Source organism: Mesorhizobium wenxiniae (genome assembly GCF_002284535.1).
In the GTDB taxonomy this organism is placed as follows: domain Bacteria; phylum Pseudomonadota; class Alphaproteobacteria; order Rhizobiales; family Rhizobiaceae; genus Mesorhizobium; species Mesorhizobium wenxiniae.
Genome location: NZ_NPKH01000001.1, coordinates 156,380 through 176,191, shown reverse-complemented (window position 1 = coordinate 176,191; position 19,812 = coordinate 156,380). Strand labels below are relative to the sequence as shown.

The window sequence follows — 19,812 nt, the reverse complement described above, 5'->3', positions numbered from 1 at the left end:
GACTTTGGTGAAAACAGGGGTCGTGTCCCACCGCGTGGTGTAGGTCGGCGATAGCGAAGCCGCTCGCGAGCGCGCCCTCAACAGCGCTGTAGCGAGCGAGCGGCGCAGCGGCGGTCATCGATGTTCTTCGGTAGGGTTGGGTTGCTGACACAACCTGATTCGAAGGAACCACCGATGACCAACGACATGATGAACCTGCGCACGCTCGTAGAGAAGACCCCCGATGCCGATATCCTGCGCGAGATGATCGGCTTTGCCGCCGAGCGGCTGATGGAGCTGGAGGTGGGCGCCGCCACCGGCGCGGCCCATGGCGAGAAGAACCCGCTGCGGCTTGTCCAGCGCAACGGCTACCGCGACAGAGACTGGGAGACGCGGCGGCACCGTCGAGCTGCGCATCCCCAAGCTCAGGAAGGGCTCTTACTTCCCGAGCTTCCTTGAGCCGCGGCGCATGGCCGAGAAGGCGCTGATCGCCGTCATCCAGGAGGCCTACGTCCAGGGTATCTCGACGCGCTCGGTCGACGACCTGGTCAAGGCGATGGGCATGAGCGGCGTCTCCAAGAGCCAGGTCAGCCGGCTGTGCGAGGAGATCGACGGCAAGGTGAAGGCCTTCCTCGACAGGCCCATCGAGGGCGACTGGCCCTATCTGTGGATCGATGCCACCTACCTGAAGGTGCGCCGCGGCGGACGCATCGTCTCGGTCGCCGTCATCATCGCCGTCGGTGTAAACGCAGACGGCCGGCGCGAAGTGCTGGGCATGGAGGTCGGCACGTCTGAGGCCGAGCCGATCTGGACGGAGTTTTTGCGCAAGCTGACCCGCCGCGGCCTGCGCGGCGTCAAGCTCGTCGTTTCCGATGCCCATGAAGGCATCAAGGCGGCCGTCACCAAGGTGCTGTGCGCGACATGGCAGCGCTGCCGGGTCCATTTCATGAGGAACGTGCTGGCGCATGCCGGCAAGAGCGGCCGCCGCGTCGCCTCGGCCTTCATCGCCACCGCCTTCGCCCAGGAGACGGCCGAGGCCGCCAGCACCCAATGGCGCGCCGTTGCCGACCAGATCCGGCCGAAGGTGCCCAAGCTCGCCACCATCATGGACGATGCCGAGCCCGACGTGCTTGCCTACATGACCTTCCCCAAGGAGCACCGTGCCAAGCTGCATAGCACCAACCCGATCGAGCGCCTCAACGGCGAGATCAAGCGCAGGACCGAGGTCGTCGGCATCTTCCCCAATGACGATGCCATAGTCCGTCTCGTCGGCGCCCTCCTGCTCGAACAGAATGATGAATGGGCCGTGCAGCGGGCGCGCTACATGACCCTTGAGACCATCAGCCAGATGAGCGATGATCCGCTCATCAGCCTGCCGGCAGTGGCGCGCTGATCAGTCCGGCCCTTGCCGGAGAGCACGGCGACCAATGCCGTTACCTACACCACGCCATGGGGCACGATCAAAACAGGCTCCGCCGGCGCGATATGAGGAATGTCGTCCAGCCGTTTGTGACAGCGCTCTCCACCGATGCCACGCAATCAAATGAGCGCGTGTATCATGACGGCTAGGCGTGCGAGAAACGTCCTCAGGCATTGCCCTACGAAGGAGCCGATATTAGCGCCGAGATTTCAAGGCTGGTCAGGGACGATTGAGAGTTTTGAGCACCGGCAGCACGAAGGCGGCAATCGCAGCGTCATGCCTTCGGAACCATCGGTAGCTGCTCAATACGTTCTGTTGTGCTCCTGCCTGTATATGTGTTGCGTAATTCCCCTGAATGGCAACGGATTACCTGCGTCTGGTTATTCATTCTTCACCACTCACCCGCCCTTGATGATCTTTCGAAGCCGGGCGGGATCGGACAAAATCGCGAGGTCCTTCAACGGATTGCCGTAGACGGCGATGAGATCTGCGTGAGCGCCAGGCGCGATGGTGCCGATGAGGCCTTCCATGTTGAGCACGCGGGCAGCATCCACCGTCGCGGATCGGATCACGTCCCGAGGCTTGAGAACGCGGCCGCGCAGAAGAAATTCCTCTGATTGGTGCCCCTGCATCTGGCCAAGCAGATCGGAGCCGTAGCCCATGGTCACGCCAGCGCTTTGAAGCATTTCGAGCGCCGACAAGCCGGCATCGAGAACGAAGCTCACCTTTTCAAGGGATTCGGCGGACATGCCGTATCTGGCTCCGTCCCGAGCGACGACAGCAAAGGTGATGTTCGTCGGGACGACGAACGCGCCTGCCTCGCGAACCCGGTTGGCGGTTGTCGCTTTGATGAGGTTTCCATGCTCGATTCGGATGGTCGACGTTTCATCCCAGATTTACTTTCGCGCCTCACGCCGGCACTCGCGCACATAGTCCGCCGGGTTATGTCGCCAAGCGCCGAGCGGATTTGCGGCAAGGGGAAGTCCGGGCACTCCTCGCACCCTCGTCCTCGCGCAACACCGCACGTAACAGAAACGATAGCACGCATTCTCACAATTAACGACGGCTGTTCGGCAGTGGGCTTCGTCGCGAGCGAGGACGAGAGTGTCGGGTCTACAACCAAATGTCGGAGGTCGGACCCAAATGTCGGAGGTCGGACACGCAAGGCCCTTACCACGTAGGTGATTGAAAGCTTTATTGACGAGGCGCTCCAATGGCCGGCCCGCAATGCGGGAGATATTGTTAGAGGCGTCTCGAATGACTTCTCCGCGGGACCCGAAGGGCGTCTCAGGCATCCTTTGGCACGATTAGTGCAACGGATGATCCGCAAACGTTGCACCGATACAATGTGAGGGGAGCGTCACCCAGATTTTTGTGTTGACCGTCCACTCACTCTTCACCCAGTGGCTGCCGCGCAGGCGCTTGCGGACGCCGGTCAGCCCGATAGCTCATCGATCCAGATCAGCGAAGAACAATACACAGAATGGGAACGAGATCAGCATGAACTCGAATTTTAGTCGTTTGGCCCAAGCCACCGCTATGAACTTGCTCTGGACGTCGGCGAACGAAGGCATGTGGATGCCGGCCCAGATTACGGAACTTGGCGCGGCCATGCGCGCGAATGGACTCCAGCTTGATCCCGCGCAGCTCAGCCGTCTAGACACTGCCCCGCTCAACGCGATCGTATCACTGGGCGGATGTTCAGCTTCCTTCGTCAGTCCGCAAGGACTGGTTGCGACCAACCGTCACTGCGTGCTGGAATCGATCCAGTACAACAGCAAGGAGAGTCAAGACTATCTCACCAAGGGATTTCTAGCGAAAAGCCTTGGTGAAGAATTACCCGCGGTGCCCGGCAGCCGCATCTATGTGATCGAGGATATCCGTGATGTGACCGCCGACATGCTCAAGGGCGTATCGGACAAGCTGAACGGCTTTGCGCGCTATGAGCGGCTCGACAGGAACCGGAAGGCGCTGATCGCCGCATGTGAAGAACAGCCCAATCGCCGCTGCGACGTGGAGTCCTATTATGGCGGCGCCTCCTACTATCTCCAGCAGAAGCTCGAAATTCAGGACGTGCGCCTCGTCTATGCGCCCGCGCTCGGCATCGGTAACTTCGGCGGCGAAACGGACAATTGGACGTGGCCGCGCCACACAGGCGACTTCGGTTTTTACCGCGCTTATGTCGCTCCTGATGGTTCCTCCCGGCCTTATGCGCGCGACAACGTGCCCTACCGGCCGAAGAGCTGGCTGCGCATTGCCTCTAAAGGCGTGCAAGACGGCGATTTCGTCATGGTCGTCGGCTTTCCCGGAAAAACCAATCGGTTCCGCACGGCGGATGAAGTACGGTTCAATTTCGCGCGGTACGAACCGCTGTTGCAGCATTTGCTGTCGGATTATGCGGCCCAGATAAACCAAACCACGGCAGGCAATCGAGAAGCGCAGATCCGCTACGCCTCCATCCTGCAAGGCGTGGAAAACTACAAGAAGAAGTTGGCGGGCGATCTCGCCGGGGCCAATGCGATCGGGCTCGACGTGCGCAAGGCTATCGAGGAGAAAGCTTATCACGACTGGGTCGCCGATGATCCCGCGCGGCAGGCGCGCTATGGCGCAGCGATCGGCGAACTGGGCGCCATGGTGGACGAGAATAGCCAGGCGTCGCTCGAGGGGCTGCGCCAGGCGCTGCTGAACCGCGCGCAAATGCTCTCATCCGCGCGCACTCTGTATCGCTGGGCCAAGGAGCACGAGAAGCTCGATGAAGACCGCGAACGCGGCTTTCAGGATCGTGACCGTAACCAGACCGTGGATCAACTGACGCAGATCGAACGCGGTTACCTGCCCGACATCGATCGCAAGCTATTTGAGGCCGCGCTCGATGAATATCGCCGGCTAGACGCAAAGGACCGCGATACTGCGTTCGAAACGGCTCTGGACCAAATCGGCCTTGACCGACTTTATGCAGAAACCAAACTCGCCGACACGGCCACGCGGCTCGGCTGGCTCGACAAGCCGGCTGCTGCCTTCGAGGCGTCGGACGATCCTTTCATCAAGCTGGCGGTCGCGCTCTATCCCGGCGACATAGCTGCGGAGCGCGCGGCGAAGGACCGCGCTGGCCGAGCGCAGGCGGCGCGCGCGACTTATATGCAGGGCCTGCGCGCCTACTGGCAGGCGATTGGCCGGCCGGTGTATCCCGACGCGAATGGATCGCTGCGCATCACCTGGGGCAAGGTGTCGGGGCGAACACGCGACGGGCAGATCTGGACGCCATTCACCACGGCTGAGGGACTTCTGGCCAAGCACACTGGCAAGGGCGAGTTTGATGCGCCGGCCGCCGCCGTCGCTGCGATCCGGGCCAAGAATTATGGCCCCTATGTCGCGCCGGAGCTGGGCACTTTGCCGGTCGACTTCATGTCCACGGTCGACATTACCAATGGCAATAGCGGCTCGGCCACGCTGAATGGGCGCGGCGAGTTCGTCGGTCTCGCCTTTGATGGCACGCTCGATGGAGTGATCTCCGATTGGGCATATGCCGCAGACCGCAGTCGAAGCATCCATGTCGACAGTCGCTTCATGCTTTGGACCATGGACAAGATTGACGGCGCTGCCTGGTTGCTCAAGGAGATGGGAGTGCTGCCGGCGTCGCGTTCATGAGCGGGGTAGTCTGGCGGTAGGCGGCCTGTCGGCGTCATACCTCCACAAATCCCCCTTGGAATTTTAGACAAATCCCGTGCGGAAGCGCCGCCTCAGCCGGTCTTGCAGCGCCTGCCGGTCGGCGACGAGGTCGTCGCAGCGACCCGGCGCCGCTGCCCGGCCATCAATTGTCCAATCGGCGCCCACGTGCCAACACAAACACGCCGCAGTCATAAGCATTCGGCTGTCGGGTCATGGGGGCTGCCTCGAAGGTGCCGTTCAGCACCCTTGCGAGCTGGTTTGCAGGCTCGTCGTTGTGGCCCTGTCCGGGAGGAGTCGTGGTGATAGGCGACCCGCTCCGGGTTGCGGCCATCAACGAGCAGCAGCGAGCAATGGGTGCTGTCGCTGGTACGATTGCCATTGCTCACTGGCACGAATAGGAAGTCGGCTGGGCCGACAGCTCGATTATAGATGACCTGCAATGTCTCTTGCGCGTTCTGCGACCCTGCGTAACGCATTTGCTCCACCTCGCGACCCAAGTTCCATGTGCCAGTCTGCCCTTTATGCGACTTTTCGAGCACAGACCGGGAACATCTGGCGCCCAAGGCCAGTTTAGCGCTGGAAAAGCCAATGTGCGGGAGTTCAGAAATGGCCGCTCCGGGGCCGACTGCGGTCCGTCCGGTTTCGGCCCCGGTTGATGGAAAGCTGCCCATAACCAACCGACGCCCTTTCGGCCGCTCGTACTCAAATACCGAAACCACGATAGCGGTCATTGCCCGTAATAATGTCAATTCGCTTCGCTACGCATGCGCAGCGATTTCGGGCTCAACTCCGAAGCGCCAAATCGCGGCGGAACCGATCGCTGTGGAGATTATGCCTGGGGCGCGACACCTTCGGGACGGGCGCTTTCCGCCCCTTCCTCGGCCGCGGCCGTTGCCTGCGCCCGTGCAGCGCGCTCCACCATCTCGCGCGTAACGACTTTGCTATGATCCCGCTCACGGTAGAGACGCGCATACGCGGAGTCGTCGACATCGCCCGGGCCATAGTCATGGTAGTCGAGATGACGCCAACCCCGTTCCGTGAGGTCCATGCCGTATTCTACGCCGACAAATCCGCTCAAGGGCACGATATAAGTCTTTACGAAGGGAACGTCCTCGTATGTCCGCTTGATGAACTGGGCGCCGGGCGTGTTTTCGATAAACCATGGTTGCCGGCCGAATCCGCCAAACTGCAGTTGGATGATGTGGCCCAGCGTTTTCAATGCCGATAGAGCGTCCTCCCGCATTGTGGAGTAGGTCGCGGGGTTAAAGTGGACCGAGCGGTTGCGCAGCGTCGCAAGCTCCATGAAAGCTATCCCAACATCAGGCAAGAGCACGCCCCAGTCTTCCAGCACGCGCACGGCGAACCGCCAGTCATCGAAAGACTCGCTGCGATAAACACGGCGGTAGTACGGCGACGCTTTGTAGTGATCCCGAAGGTCCAGGATGAGGTGGTTCAGGATGCGCTCGCCGAGGGCGCACGCAGCGACCAAGGCTGGGAAGTAGAGCCCTGATACAAAGGCGCGGCGCGCCTGTTCATGCATCAGGTTATGATAACTGACGATGGAGAACGCCTTTGCGCCAAGGTCCTTAGTGTCCTGGATCACTTGCGCATGGCGGCGTTCGCCGTACTCGGCTTTAAGCCTCTCAATCGCATTGTTGCGGTTCTCGATATGGAGCACCTTCACTTTCTCCTCCCAGTGCTCGCTCGGATCGTCGAGACTCATCGGGGTGGAGTCGAAATCATAGGCAAACGGGTGATATCGCCGCCGCCCACGGTCTCGCACGGATACGTGCCCCTCATGGTCGTAGAGGCCGCGCGGCAGGTCGGCGACCGTGATGAACCCTTCTGATACAGCGCTCTCCGCGTGGCCGTTGCTCTCGGTCTCAGCGGCTTCCCGGCGCTTGGGCGCCACGTGCTCAGGTTTCATATCTTCGACAGCAGTCGGCTCTTGATCGGCCATGGTCCGTCAGCTTGCCGTCGCGGGTGCGGCCGTTCGGCGGCGCATCCTCACCTTCAGCGCATCCGGATGGAAATTGCCCATAAGATGGCCGCATCCTGTTGTACGGAAGGGCGAAGGCTTGTTCTTGCCCCCGACCGCCTCGAGCTTTTCGTATAACCCTTCGCTGACGGTTAGCATACGTGGATCGGCCCAGATAAAGAGATTATCGTCAACGATCTTCCTCATTCTGAAGATCCATGAACTCGGCGCGCCGGACGCCGAACCACAATGTGCGCTTGCCATATAGACCCTCCGCGAGGCTGTCGAACGTGATAATCTTGAAATCGTCGCGCTCTTCGGCGTCAATACGGCTGCGCCGCAGTTCGCTCTCCGCGTATTCGGCGCGGCGGCCGAACACCAACACGAATTTCGGGTAGGTTGGGTTGCGTTGCATCGTCACCGGCACGCTGATCGTGCTCAGCTGATTGAAGAAGGCCTGCGGGTTACCTTCATCGAAAGTCAGCCTCCAACTGCTGATCTGCTGCGTGCACGAAATCCGGGTGGTACTCGTGGCCGCCGTCCATATAGAAGCGCGAGGTCGGCCTTACCCGCGAGCCCCTCGGATATTCGGATTTGATCACCGAGCATTGGCTATGGATTTGACCAGCGCTGCTGAACCGGCAGCGATGGTGCCACTCTGGCCCGCGATCGCAATGTTGAGCTGCCGCACTGGGCGTTCATCGACCGTATCGTGAAGACTTATCTTTCCGTCGCCTTGTCCTGCTCCCACGGCAACGTCTGACGCGATCGGGAGCCACATCTCGACCGTCGGATCGTTAAGATCGGTGCGATTGGGCGCGGTTAGTTTCACGACTGGCCGGCTGCCGACGATGAAGCTTTTCTTCGGCTGGACGATGCGCAGTATGGCGATGCCACGTCGCTCAAGCACGCGCATCACCTCTGCACTCGGTTGTCCGATTGTCTGAACTCGAACGTTGCGTACTGTTCGAGCCTTGGCATCGGCCGTCGCCAGCGCTTCGATTTCGTCAAGTCGATGGGGTGCGGCTTGGCGGAGCTCGTCGAGTGTATCCTCAACCATTCGCAGTGCTTCAGCATCGGAGACGTTGGCTCGTTGGGTCTCAGGACTGCGTCGCCACTGGGTTAGAAAGAATATGTACCAGAGGCGCTTTTGCTCGGATGTAAGGACGGGAAGCCGGCCCTCCCGTGCCGGCACCAGAATGGATTGCACGACTCCAACAGCCTCGCTCTCAAGAACTGAAAGAGCGTGCTCCATTGCCGGATCCTTGGCCCCGGTTTCAGAAAGCGTGCTGTACAGATGATTCTGATGGAACAGTTCAAGAGGCCTTGCGCGGCGGACCGTGACGGGTCGTTCGCGGAGGCGGCACCAGTGCAGCCAGCCATCCGAGTCTGTGAAGCCGTTCAGGATCATCTGCGGCACGTAGTGATGGCGCTTGGGAACTGACATCGGTCCGATCGTCTAGGTGCTAGTTGTGATGCACGGCGGTGCCATCAACAGATCGCCGTCGATACGACGTGGATCGAGAAACTCAGGTCGGCGGATGAGGATCTTAAGCAGGCTACGCAATGCATCGAGCGCCAGGTCCTTCGCCGCCAAATCCCGTTCTGCATGTGCGTCGGCAGCGCCAATTCGTCGCCGAGTGCCATGGACAATGGCTGATCGGGTCGAATAGACCACCGCGATCGCGTCACTCATGGCTTTCGCACCAGCTTGACCTCCCTCGATACCTGCCAACGCGGCTGCGCGCATCCGGAGCTTCCACGAGATCGCCTGCCCGTCTCCGTCGCCAAGTAAAACCTCAAGAGCGATTGTGGCGTCGAGAATTGCGTCGGCGAGGTCACTGCGCGTCATTGCCGTGTTCAGGCGACGGGTGGCCAAGGCAAGCCTTTCGCCTGTTGAACTTTCTAATGCTTCAAGAAGGCATGCGACCTTGCGCATCTGCGCCTTGCTGACGAGGGGTAGGTCCGCACGGTTCCAACCAAAATCGTCGAACACCTCGGGATAGCGGCGTGCGCCAACGGCATAAACATTGGGCAGCCGATAATTGTGCCGGTGACGCCAGCCCCTCGCAAGCCGGATTTCCTGCGCATATCCAGTCTCGATCCCGGTCTCGAGCCGGAGCGCAGCGAATAGCGCATCGATGCGCTCGCGTGCTTCCGAGCTGAAGTTCGATAGTGTCTGGCTAAGCTCGATCCAATTGCCGTTCGGAACGTCCCATCCGGTAAGCACGAAAGCATGGGTCGCGGCCGCGAGCACTTGGTCATGACCGTTAGCGCCGTAGGCCTTCATCTCCCATCGCGCTCGTTGAAAATCTGGCGACATTCGCATGATATAGGCAGAGGGTCCGAGGCGCACCCGGTCGAAGTCGAACCGGACGAGTGCGATCGGCGCGAGCACCGCAAGCTTCAGGCGCGAGTCAAACAATCCTTTGAAAAGCGGCTTCAGAACAACAGCGCGGGTCGCGTCCGTCGCGGGGGCCGCGCCGAAGCAAAGAAAATGAACATCCGCAGCCCGCGCGACTAGAAGGTCGATAGCGACCCTTGCTAACGGATTTTCCGCGTCGGATCCCGTCGGGGGAATGCGGGCGATTTCGGGGTATTCAAGGGCGAACGCTGCCAGCCTCGCCACTGCAGGGAAACGAATGGGTGGGAACTTGCCTAACTGACGCGCCTCAGGGTCGTTGTAGGGAGGTTCGAGCAGTGAAGCATATTCTAGCGGACCCACCCCCGTCCAAGCGCCATCGCCCAACGATGCCATGCCGTTGTTATGCAGCGAGAAGGTCGGATATCTGCTCACCTTGGATGGTTTGCCGCCACCCTCAAGCTTGGAAAGAATGGCAGATACGACTTCATCATACGCTTCGGCCAGCAGCTTGCCTAGGCGCCTCTGTAGCGCGCTCTCCTGGGCGGCTTCCTCATCCATCAAGTTTCCCCTAGTCGAGCAGTGACATTCCGAGTTGGTTTGTTGGAAACTAACATGCAACCAGCCCGAGGCTTAAGACTGCTGCCCGTTTTTCGTTCTTCGAGTGTGGTCGCCTCATCCGTATGCGGGGAAATAGTCAGCAAAAATCGACCGCCATTCGTCGATCGCCAGCTTCGCATATCCCTGGTTCGAGTAGTTTTCCGCAGTACGGGCCCGCCGATACGCCTGGTCGAGAGCGGCGATCATCCTGTCGGCCTCGGACTTAGCGAGATAGGAAGCGACGTCGTCGCTGTAGCCGGCGGGATCGGCAATCTTGGTCCAGACCTTGTCCCTCATTTTGTCGAATACCCATCGAGCGCCGCTCGGATAGTCGGTGATAGTGACGTCCTTCAGAACATGGCGCACTAGGACCTCCAGATGAAAGGAGCGGAAGAGATTCCCTTCTCGCGGTTCCAGCACTTCAGCATCTTGATCAGTGGCACGAGTGAGCCGTGGTGAGCTTTGTTGGACGCGGACCACAAGTCGACGTGCTTCTTCGGATCCGTGGGAATCCATCTCTTCAGGTGCGAGTCGGGAATAAGAAACCCACCGCCAGTTCGATAAAAGCCCGGAACGACATCGACCTTGAAATCCGTGAAGGTGATGGTCACCGCTTGGCCGTCGGGCTTTATTTTCGGTGTCTTCGGATACCTCTTCTTGAGTGTCGTCATCACGGATGACAGCAGTGCATGCTGGCTTTGGTCCGTGTAGTATTTCGGATCGAGCACGATGAAGACGTCGATGTCTGCCGTAGTGAGGGGTGCGATCATCGTGTTTCGGCGATAGGACCCGGTCAGAAAGGATTCGAGAACTTCGAAATCTTCGGCGACCGTGTCCCGCACGTTCTGCTGACGGCTGGACGTAGTGCTTTCCTGAAGACTTGTGATTTCAAGGTTTGTTCTGAATTGGCGAAAGCCCTCCGATATAGTTGTGACCATGTTTGCCTCAGATTCCGAGACGACCGCGAATCTGATCCCATTCCTTCGTCAGGCGCGCGTTGTGCTTATGAAACAGCCTAGATGAGAGAAGGATCGCGGCCGTAGATTTGGTCGTCTCATAGAACGAGAAAAAGTCGATCGCCTGCGATTGAGCTGCGGGTCGCGAGAAGGCCTGCTTTCCTGTGAACAGTCGAGTTAGATTATCGAAAACCTGCTCGCTGCGGATACGGAGCCATTCCATCCGGAGCCACCGGGCGATGATATCCTCACTGAAGACCGCCTGAGCCGCGACAGCAAGGACTTCGAGATTCGTGGAGCGATTCAAGACGGCGACGAAGTAGATGACGAGGTAACCTGCGGTCTTCGTTCGCTGTCCGACGAGCATCTTTCGAACAATCTCGCGCGTGAAGAACGTGCTTTCCATGACCGACGCCGCGAGGCGCTTCAACGGGTTTGTCTGGTCATTATTGTAGTAGCCGACTGTCTCTTCATGCGTCAGCGTCACGCCGTAACTGTTCGACAGCAATTCCTGCCGGCGTTTGTCTTCGGCACGAGGAAAGAGATAGAGCTTCTGGACCTGTCCCTGGAAAAAGAACAGCAGCACGCAAACGATGAAGACGATCTGCACGATATCGTAGACAATCGGATAGGCCACCTTGTCGGCGAAAAGCGCCGCAATCGAGAGGATCGAAACCACCCAGAACAGTCCAGATCCGACAGCTTCGGCCCGCTCGAGGGGCTTGTAGTAGTTGCCACCTACCGTATCTACCCTGGGCATCGATAGCTCCCTTTCCTCAACCTACTTGATCACAGCGTAGAATGGCTCGCTAAAACCAACGAGCCGATCATCGCTTCTACGGATGATGAATGCTTCCGCCATGTGGACGCCGCGATATTCGAGCGCTTCCCAGCGACGATCACCGTCGGTAGGCTTCTCGAAGCCGCCCCGCCCTTTCTTGAGGGCCATCGCCACTGCCCCGGTATTGGTGATGCGCCACCGTACGTAGCAGTCAGCCGGCACCGTCTGGAACTTGTTGACACGGACGTCGAACCAGAGACCACCCCGCGGGGGTAACGCCTCGCCTGAATTGATCGGATGTCCCTTGCCGGAATACTGGGACGCGCGATATTCGGCGAAGACTTGGACATTCCGGGAAACCTGCTCGGCGGGCTGCCAACGCGGGGCCTGGAGGTGGGATGGCGTCCGGAACCACAATGGGAGGATGCTGATACCAAAGTCAATTACGTTGTCGACTAGGCTATCAAGGTGGGCTGCCCCTTCCATGAGAAGCGCACTGGCCTGCTGCATCGCAGAAGCCTCCGCCTTCTTTACGTTCTCTCCCTTCGCAAAATCGTCGCCGAAGACCTTGCGCCATTTCTCGATGCTGTCGGAGCGGGTCTCGGCATCGATCGCTTCATCGATCCACTTCCGGTACTTGTTCACGAAGTTTCGGAAGTTCGCGTACTGGGTGTCGTTCCACAGGTCGGCAAAATCCTCGGTGGGGAGCGAAGGGTTGTTGACCCCCGGCTTGTCCGGCCGTGCCTGCAGCCAGTCGTCGAGCCTACCCATGATTGTCTGCAACGCGGTTGGCGTGTCCGCGAACCCGTCCGAATCCTTGTCGAACCACTCGATCCGGTGACCGACGAGTGTCGTTAGAAGAACCGACTGGCAACTGAAACGCTTCTTGATGTCCCTGATGTATTTGATGAGCCGGGTCGCCTTGCGAAACGAGTTATTACCCGAGTACCCGTTCTTCTCGCGCATCCATCGAGTGTATTCGATGGGCTGGGATTCGTCGAACTTATCATTGCGCTTGTCGCAGACTTCGAGCGTTCCTCGGTACTCGCGGTCCATCACCAGCGGAGCGATATCAATCTTACAATCGTCCGCATAGGTGATCGTGACGCAGTAATCATAAACGACTGTCTTGTCGGCATATCGTCCGCTCTCAAGGAAAACGCGCCCGAGGTCCTTCACGTATTGAGCGGCACTCCAGCCATCGACCGGCCGAACCCTGACGAGCAGATCGGCGTCGAATTCTCCGCCATCCACCGGGCGGATGATAGTGTCGTGCGCCCAAGAGCCCTGCTCGATGAAGGTGGAGATTGTCGGTTCCCAGTCGGATGCTCGAAGAAAGCTATTAATCGTCTCCGCTCGGTCCTCAAGCAGTGTAATACGGGTTTGATTGAGATTGACGGTATCGGATAGAAAGTTTTTGAAGTCATTTACAAGTTTCACACTGCCCCCTCTTGATATGTGCTAGTCCCCAATGGCTGTCGAAACGCTCACGTTCCCGACGGCCTCTCATTGGCGGAAGGAGAGGTACGGAAAGCCAAGGAAACAGCCGCTCGGGTTTGCGAACACGAACGAGATAATCTGCTTTACACGACCGAGAGTGAAAATAAGAATTTAACTCTCACACGGGGACGAATGCTTTTGGATAGATTGCGAGAAACCGATGCGTAGCACGCGTGCGGTGACCAAGCCGAACACGTATTATGGCGTCCATGGTAATGTGGTCGAGCAGTACAAGATCCAGGGTGTTTGGTTCTGCCATGCGTGGAGAGAAAATGGCTGCGCATGATACGGTACGCATTGTCGCGCACGACGAAGAATGGGCCGCGCGTTGTGCCGGCGAGGCGGAGGCGATCCGCGCTGTCATTGCACCGGCGCGGGCATTTATTGATCATGTAGGATCTACGGCGATCCGCGGTCTTATGGGCAAACCGTGTATCGACCTCCTGGTCTCCGTTCTCGACTGGTCAGAAGCACAACAAGTCGCCGCAACGCTGAAAACAGCGGGCTATGTCGAGGAGGAGAGTTGCGATAACCCACCGCGCATTTTTCTTGTGAAACCCGATCCCGTCACGCCCTTTCACCTTCACCTAGTTCCCAACGGCAACTCTTGGGGACAGGACATGATTGTATTTCGCGACGAGTTGTCCGGCGATCCAGACCTAGCGAGCCGCTATGCCGCTCTCAAGCAACGCCTTGCGCAGGCGTATCCGACCGACGCCAAGGCCTACACTCGAGGTAAGTCTAGCTTTGTCGCCGAGGTTCTGCGTCATGCAGCGGCGGCGTTTAGCAATGACCGCCTGCTGACCCATCAGCGTGCGGAGCTGAACCGTGCGCAGGCATCAGAACCTGGCACTTGCCGCCCAATTTGGTGTTGCGGCCATCGCCGCAATCTCAGTCTATTCCAGTGACAACGCCACCCTTCTCAACTTCGCGCTCATCGGCTTCGGGCTTGCCGGCTTTTGGCTCTTGCTGGGCCGCAGGCAGCGGAAGCACCGCTCGGCTGGCGACCAAGCGCGCCGGGCGGTGCTCTTGGCGAGCGGTCTCAATGCACGATTCTCGGCAGAGCAGCGGCTTAGAATCTTTGACGGCTTCACCGCACCCATCGAAAACAAGCCAATGGTGCGCGAGGAAAGCTACTTTGCGAGCCGCGCAGAGCCGAGTTATTTCCGCCTGGCCGAGTTGATTGAAGAATCAGCATATTGGACGCGCGACTTGCAGCGCGCGAGTGCCCAAGCGATGCGCCTCGTGCTGGTTGCGGTTGCGCTTCTGATGGGCTTCACGCTCTGGCATGCTATGTCTTCGATGTCCACCGACGCACAGGTCTCACTTGCGCGCGTGCTGGTGGCGGCACTAGTTTTTCTGCTTTCGTCCGATACAGTCGGCACGATGATCGCACACAAGAACGCCGCCGACGCTATCGATGATGTCCTCCAACGCGTCGAAAGTGCGGCCGCACGTGGCTACACAGAGCCGGACCTGCTGCTACTCCTGTCGGACTACAATGCGGTCGTCGAAGGCGCACCAGTCGCTTTGCCGGGTATATATCAACTCCGTCGCGGCAAACTCACCCGCAGATGGCGCGCTTATCTGGAGAATAAGCGACTAACGGAGCTGAGCTGAAGCGTCTCGGCGATCAACTCAGCCCTGCAGCTCACTAGCGTGCGGAAAGCGCGAGTGTCGGCTGCTACCGGAAGCTACCTTCGCTTCACGACGTGAGATGAGGTGCGACCAAAACCTCCAGCATGTTTAATCCCGATGTCTGCTCCCGGACACAGGCTAAGTTTCCCTCTACGGCCGACATCAGGCGCAAAGCGGTCATGCCTGGATCCATCAGCAATAGTTCGAGCGACGGAGACATCCGACAAAACCATTGCTTTCAAGGAGATGGTGCATCCAGAAAGGGCTCAATTCAAAAACCTGCCGGGAAACCAACGCGCGATCGGGATGTATTTGGATCGGTTGGCCGGCCGTCACGTCATAGTAATTTCGGGAAACCTCTTCTGGCCACCTGAAGCTTGGTTCAAATGGCACTTGCGCATGAGGATTAAAATAAACGTGCAGCCCATCTTAGATGGCTCTCGCGATGAAATGAGGAATGCTGGATGTGCACTGAACCCTTTCCTTCTCTATCAATCTATAGCGGGTTGCCCTGACAAACCTCTCAATCCTGCTTTCAGCGACCGCCTTGCCGAAAGTCCCGACTGTGGAGAAAATGACAGCGCTGATCTCCTAATCGTTCGTGAAAATCCCCATTTCTACAGGCGCGCCGGAAGCTGTCGCAAGCGACCTTATCTTATCTTGTCTAAGCTCGGTTCCTTCAAGCACCGGGGCACCGATGCCGAAGAGGACCAGGTTGATCAGTTCATTGTTCTGCATGACGGATTGGCTACTATCGAAGGGGGCAATCGCAATGACGAACGGTCGGCCCTGCACATGGCTCAGCGAAGAATAGGGATGTTTTTTGCCATTGCTGCCTCGAACTATTTCCAACTTGTCCCTGATTTTCCCAACCAGCTTTAGCGCACCGCGATCCTTGAAATCTTGATAGCTGGAAGGCAGCCATTCTTTGTCGCCCGCAGGCTGGTCCGATATCACCGCTTCGATGTTGAATTGATAATTCCCAGGCGCCGTCACGAAGAAATCTGGCGAGGATTTGGAATAGTCCACGCTACAGCCGAAGTCAGTCAAAGCCTTGTTGAGCAGGCCCGCTGCCCAGCTTTGAATTACGGGCATCACCTTGGAATAGCTTGGGTTGGATCGAATTTCGCGAAAGCTCTTGTGGAGTTTGCTGTCTGGCAGTCTCGGCTCAAATAAGTCTAGCATTTTGAATCGTCCCTAGCCCATGGCTTCTTGAAGCTGCATGTTGATCGGCCGCAGCCAGAATTCCCGTAACCCTGCAGGCGACCGCGCTCGGTCAGCCTCAACCCGTCTTTGACTTCATTCTTGGTCAGGCTCCAGCGGAAGGCCGATCACATCGATATGATGGCCTACGCGCAGTGGTGCCGCCAGCTGAACTCACACAGGGCGCTCGCATATCGACAAACGGGGAGAAGGTGGCAATAGGGAGCATGAAAAAGTTGGGGGTCTCGTCGGCTCTGCGTTAGCCTGAGCGCCATGTCCGGTGTTGCAAATTCCCAAGTGTATCAACTCAAAGTGAGCTTGCGACGAATCTCGCCGATGATATCGCGCCGGCTGCTCGTTCCGGAAGAAATGACACTCTACGCGCTGCACCGAACAATCCAGATCGCCTTCGGCTGGGAGGACTGTCATCTGCATGCTTTCAAGCTGCACGGCCGGCACTATGGTAGGACTTGGACCGGCGAACGCCACCGCGACGCGGCGGGTCGCGAGGTGACATTCGTCGATCTCCAACTGCGCGTGCGCCAGAGGATCCTCTACGAGTATGATTTCGGCGATTTGTGGGAACACGAGATCCGGGTTGAGGCCAAGCATGAGCGGGAGGGCGGCAAGGTCTATCCGGTCTGCATCGCCGGCGCGCGTGCCGGCCCGCCCCAAGATATTGGTGGCCCACCAGGCTATGCGGCGCTCCTCGATCGGTTCCGCTTCGGCGACATCGAGCGGCTACTTCGTGGGGAAGATGTAGTTCGAGGACGATGATCCGCTGCGCACCTTCGAACCCGAGCGTTTCAGCCGGCGTGAGGTGAATGCGGCTCTGAAACGCGAACTTTCGCGGCTCACCAAGGGCTGACTGCAACCGGTCAACATGCTTTCCTCTCCCCAGTTCAGGAGGGATGTGGATGGGGTTTGCGATTCAACTCATGATCGACAGCGGTGACGCGGCGGTCGAAACGCAAGAGATTGTCAGCTTCGAGCGAACAGATGGTACGCTGTCGATCGATGAGCTCGGCCTAACGCTGGAAGAAGCAAAGAAGGCTTTGGCCGCGCTCCAGGTAGCCATCACGGAAAGGCAGGCCCTCGACCTCGCCCGTCGCGAGCGGCCCTGTCCGTGTTGCCATCAGCCCACGCAACTGAAGGACAAGCGTACAATCACCGTACGCACGTGCTTCGGCAAGCTCGCGCTGCCGAGCCCACGATCGATATAGACACTGCCGATGCCAAACGGTGTCTGGCTTTGTCGCGCCTGTCGTGGCAGCTCTTCCCGAAGGAAGTGACCTTCATGTCGGATGGCGCCTGCAATCTGCGAGACCTTCAATATTACATGCGCCCCAATGCGGAGCATGTTCTCGACTATTTCCACATCACCATGCGCATTACAGTGCTCCAACAGATGGCCCGCGGCCTGCCACCACCGCTCAGCGCCGCAGCGCCTGCGGCTGTCGCGACCCTCGAAAGCGTGAGGCACTATCTGTGGCACGGCAACGTCGCCGAGCGCTTGAGCTGATTGAGGATTGCCGCCTCCAGTTCTGGATCAGGCTTTCCGATCTCCTCGACAGGAAACGCTTTTGCGCGCGGAGTCGGCTGCTCCTCGACTGGGGTGTCGTTCGTGCTCCAGCAGCCGGATCGACTCGCGAAGCCCATCAATAAGCGTTAGGCGTCCCGGAAGCGCGTTTACGTCGGCGTTGTGCCAGATTAGTTACGTGTTTAGGGTTGTGTAGAGGAGTCGCCGGGGCCAATGACAATTGCAATTATTGCACCCGAGAAGTTCGCCTTCCAGGATCTCGTGTGTGTAGAAATTGCGTATCGGTTTCGCGCAGTGAAGGACGCAACGCTCGTAGTTGAACCAAAATCCGGCGAAGACGGCCCTCTAACCTGGTTCAATCCACGTAACGTTCGGCTCACAGCGGAGATACAGATCAAGGGTGCGGGAGGCGTCGCTACCCTCGAGGATCTTGCAACGTATCTCTCCCACTTTCCCGAACGAAGTGGCAAAAGCTGCCTCTTCGAACGGCTGTTGAATGATCCAGACCGGAGAGCGGTTTTCGTCCTTTCGGCGCGATGCGACGATCAGCTTCTGCCCTTTCTGAATGGAGGTAACGACGACACATATCCAATCCGAGCGGTGTCGGGACAGATTGCTCAGCTCTTCTTCAAAAAATTCCTTGCGACCCACCTGATCTCCTCCGGAGCCAAGGTCTCAAAGCTAGCCAAAGGAAGACGGCGACGATCGCCTCGCTCAAAAATCTTCCGGATTCGAAGATCGCTTCAGTTCTCTCGTTCTCTCCAGGATCTTTGTCATCGAGCAGGAAACCGACGCTTCGGTGGAAGTCAGGCTGCAGGCCGCTTTGCGTGCGCAGAGGATTGATTCACAATCCCTCCGCGGGGCTATTGCCCACCTTACCGATATCGTCTCGCATGCAAAGCGAACCCAGTCTGATATCATTGCACCGATCATGGAGCGCATTCGGCGACTAGCCCCTGATACAGTCGCGGCACCGGGCTATCTTCTTCGGGGCAGCGAAGGCAATCTCATCGATGTGTTGAATTCGCAGTTGGTCCTTCTTCTCAGCGGCCAACCTCGAACAGGCAAAACTTGGATCGCTCGAGAAATTGCAAGCGCGCTTCAGATGGCCGGCTTCGAGGTGCGAGTCGGCCAGCACGTCGATGAGGCAGAGCGCTTTTTGACCGAGGCCGCCGGGGGTGAACGGCTCTACCTCCTCGATGACCCTTTGGGGTCACGCGAACCGCTCCCCGGTGCGAGTGCGTCGCTGGCAACACTCCGTGGCTTAATAGGGCGCATTCCACGGAATCGACGCCTCATCGTCGCACAGTCCGAACCCGTCTTGCTGCAGGCCACTCACCAACCCAGCATCGAAAACTGTTCCCTAGGCACTCACGGGTGGGTGGTTGTTGGGGGTCTCACACACGACCTCGCTCTTGCCGTCTGGTCAAGAGCTTCGGAGGTGCACAGCGTACCGAATGACCTCCGGCGACGCCTCGAAGCTCTGATCATGGATGGAGAGGAATTGCGAGACGTTGGCGCCATTACATATCTTGCCCAGACTCATGCGCAGTTGCCTCCCAATGCTTCTGACGCCGAGATTATTCGCCAGGCACGCAGTGACGCATTCGACTTCGTTGTCCAACTCGCTGAGAAGGGCCCGGCATATGAGAGTTTGTTGCGGGCCGTCGCCTTGGCAACGACAAATTCCACCGGTGCCTCTGATACGGAACTTTCGTTCATCATCAATGGCGGCGATGAGGAGCCCGGGCTGGTGCCAGAATTGGGAGTCTGGAGTTTTTCTGGAGATACGCCTCCGCTTCCCCAATATGGCGTGGAGCCTTCATTTACAGAAGATCAGATGGCAGCACTCAATGCCTTGCAGCGTCGGCGTGTCGTAGATGAGGTCGGCGATTTAACCTTGTTTTCTCATCCCTACCTTCGCGCTGGCGCGCAGGCGCTCCTCAGAGGGGACACTCGTCACATGCGCGAGCAGGTGAAAGCTCAAACGACTCGCGGTATCGCATGTCTTTCCGATCGCGTCGAGCTTGCTTCATCACCACCTCCCAGCTTGAGCCGTCATGGCCCTCGCCATACGCACGCATTTTGAACATGTCCTTAGGGCCCTTAGCACTCCAAGCGCAACGGAAGACGACGAACACCTTATTTTGAAGATAGCTTTGCCCGGCTTCATCCGCTTGGGCCGC

The 19,812-nt window shown here is 58.6% G+C and carries 19 protein-coding genes and 1 pseudogene; 8 read left to right on the top strand and 12 right to left on the bottom strand.

Annotation, left to right across the window (positions count from 1 at the left end; genetic code table 11):
• The first annotated feature begins 174 nt into the window (after positions 1–174).
• A pseudogene (locus CIT31_RS00790) lies at positions 175–1,372 on the top strand (IS256 family transposase).
• A 425-nt stretch (positions 1,373–1,797) separates the two neighbouring features.
• Here CIT31_RS00790 and CIT31_RS00785 read toward each other — a convergent pair.
• Positions 1,798–2,268 carry an amidohydrolase family protein gene (locus CIT31_RS00785; RefSeq protein ID WP_370464289.1) on the bottom strand — a complete coding sequence of 157 codons (471 nt, stop codon included), beginning with the start codon at positions 2,266–2,268 and terminating at the stop codon, positions 1,798–1,800.
• Between the two features lie 631 nt (positions 2,269–2,899).
• Between CIT31_RS00785 and CIT31_RS00780 the strand changes: the two genes are divergently transcribed.
• Positions 2,900–5,047, top strand: coding sequence for a S46 family peptidase (locus CIT31_RS00780; protein WP_095517097.1), 2,148 nt, complete (start codon positions 2,900–2,902; stop codon positions 5,045–5,047).
• Positions 5,048–5,897: 850 nt separating this feature from the next.
• On the opposite strand, the gene CIT31_RS00775 is transcribed toward CIT31_RS00780, so the two are convergent.
• The 9 genes from CIT31_RS00775 to CIT31_RS00740 all read right to left on the bottom strand — a co-directional run bounded on the left by CIT31_RS00775 (position 5,898) and on the right by CIT31_RS00740 (position 13,185).
• Positions 5,898–7,028, bottom strand: a complete 1,131-nt coding sequence (locus CIT31_RS00775) for a hypothetical protein (protein ID WP_051695625.1) — start codon at positions 7,026–7,028, stop codon at positions 5,898–5,900.
• A 6-nt stretch (positions 7,029–7,034) separates the two neighbouring features.
• The gene (locus CIT31_RS00770) at positions 7,035–7,253 is read right to left on the bottom strand and encodes a hypothetical protein (protein ID WP_095517096.1); all 219 of its coding nucleotides are present in this window, start codon (positions 7,251–7,253) and stop codon (positions 7,035–7,037) included.
• Positions 7,237–7,473, bottom strand: coding sequence for a Shedu immune nuclease family protein (locus CIT31_RS00765; protein WP_127240888.1), 237 nt, complete (start codon positions 7,471–7,473; stop codon positions 7,237–7,239). The genes CIT31_RS00770 and CIT31_RS00765 overlap by 17 nt, the downstream gene beginning before the upstream one ends.
• 171 nt (positions 7,474–7,644) lie before the next feature.
• Positions 7,645–8,493 carry a DUF4238 domain-containing protein gene (locus tag CIT31_RS00760; RefSeq protein ID WP_095517095.1) on the bottom strand — a complete coding sequence of 283 codons (849 nt, stop codon included), beginning with the start codon at positions 8,491–8,493 and terminating at the stop codon, positions 7,645–7,647.
• Between the two features lie 12 nt (positions 8,494–8,505).
• Positions 8,506–9,969 carry a HEPN domain-containing protein gene (locus CIT31_RS00755; RefSeq protein ID WP_095517094.1) on the bottom strand — a complete coding sequence of 488 codons (1,464 nt, stop codon included), beginning with the start codon at positions 9,967–9,969 and terminating at the stop codon, positions 8,506–8,508.
• 114 nt (positions 9,970–10,083) lie between these two features.
• Entirely contained in the window at positions 10,084–10,374 is a 291-nt protein-coding gene (locus CIT31_RS34755) for a hypothetical protein (protein WP_245316068.1), read from the bottom strand.
• Complete coding sequence (locus CIT31_RS00750; RefSeq protein ID WP_245316067.1) at positions 10,374–10,946, bottom strand: SMODS domain-containing nucleotidyltransferase; 573 nt, start codon at positions 10,944–10,946, stop codon at positions 10,374–10,376. Before CIT31_RS00750 ends, CIT31_RS34755 begins: the two co-directional genes overlap by 1 nt.
• Positions 10,947–10,953: 7 nt before the next feature.
• A complete protein-coding gene (locus CIT31_RS00745) occupies positions 10,954–11,724 on the bottom strand; it encodes a hypothetical protein (protein WP_029356721.1) in 771 nt (256 codons plus the stop codon).
• 21 nt (positions 11,725–11,745) lie between these two features.
• On the bottom strand, positions 11,746–13,185 hold the full coding sequence (locus tag CIT31_RS00740) for an SMODS domain-containing nucleotidyltransferase (protein WP_095517093.1): 1,440 nt from the start codon (positions 13,183–13,185) through the stop codon (positions 11,746–11,748).
• Between the two features lie 332 nt (positions 13,186–13,517).
• Here CIT31_RS00740 and CIT31_RS00735 point away from each other — a divergent pair, with 332 nt between their 5' ends.
• Entirely contained in the window at positions 13,518–14,153 is a 636-nt protein-coding gene (locus CIT31_RS00735) for a GrpB family protein (protein ID WP_165778315.1), read from the top strand.
• Complete coding sequence (locus CIT31_RS00730) at positions 14,074–14,865, top strand: hypothetical protein (RefSeq protein WP_029356716.1); 792 nt, start codon at positions 14,074–14,076, stop codon at positions 14,863–14,865. The genes CIT31_RS00735 and CIT31_RS00730 overlap by 80 nt, the downstream gene beginning before the upstream one ends.
• A 609-nt stretch (positions 14,866–15,474) precedes the next feature.
• Here the strand turns inward: CIT31_RS00730 and CIT31_RS34570 are convergent.
• A complete protein-coding gene (locus tag CIT31_RS34570; RefSeq protein WP_189523677.1) occupies positions 15,475–16,068 on the bottom strand; it encodes a hypothetical protein in 594 nt (197 codons plus the stop codon).
• Between the two features lie 291 nt (positions 16,069–16,359).
• Between CIT31_RS34570 and CIT31_RS00720 the strand changes: the two genes are divergently transcribed.
• The 3 genes from CIT31_RS00720 to CIT31_RS00710 all read left to right on the top strand — a co-directional run bounded on the left by CIT31_RS00720 (position 16,360) and on the right by CIT31_RS00710 (position 17,608).
• On the top strand, positions 16,360–16,863 hold the full coding sequence (locus CIT31_RS00720) for a plasmid pRiA4b ORF-3 family protein (protein WP_084831570.1): 504 nt from the start codon (positions 16,360–16,362) through the stop codon (positions 16,861–16,863).
• A 140-nt stretch (positions 16,864–17,003) separates the two neighbouring features.
• Positions 17,004–17,309, top strand: a complete 306-nt coding sequence (locus tag CIT31_RS00715; RefSeq protein WP_127243397.1) for a hypothetical protein — start codon at positions 17,004–17,006, stop codon at positions 17,307–17,309.
• Positions 17,310–17,383: 74 nt separating this feature from the next.
• Positions 17,384–17,608 carry a hypothetical protein gene (locus CIT31_RS00710; RefSeq protein WP_133116099.1) on the top strand — a complete coding sequence of 75 codons (225 nt, stop codon included), beginning with the start codon at positions 17,384–17,386 and terminating at the stop codon, positions 17,606–17,608.
• 363 nt (positions 17,609–17,971) lie between these two features.
• Here CIT31_RS00710 and CIT31_RS00705 read toward each other — a convergent pair whose 3' ends face one another.
• Complete coding sequence (locus tag CIT31_RS00705) at positions 17,972–18,277, bottom strand: hypothetical protein (RefSeq protein WP_095517091.1); 306 nt, start codon at positions 18,275–18,277, stop codon at positions 17,972–17,974.
• Between the two features lie 148 nt (positions 18,278–18,425).
• Between CIT31_RS00705 and CIT31_RS00700 the strand changes: the two genes are divergently transcribed.
• Positions 18,426–19,715, top strand: a complete 1,290-nt coding sequence (locus tag CIT31_RS00700; RefSeq protein ID WP_095517090.1) for an nSTAND3 domain-containing NTPase — start codon at positions 18,426–18,428, stop codon at positions 19,713–19,715.
• Positions 19,716–19,812: the final 97 nt, after the last annotated feature.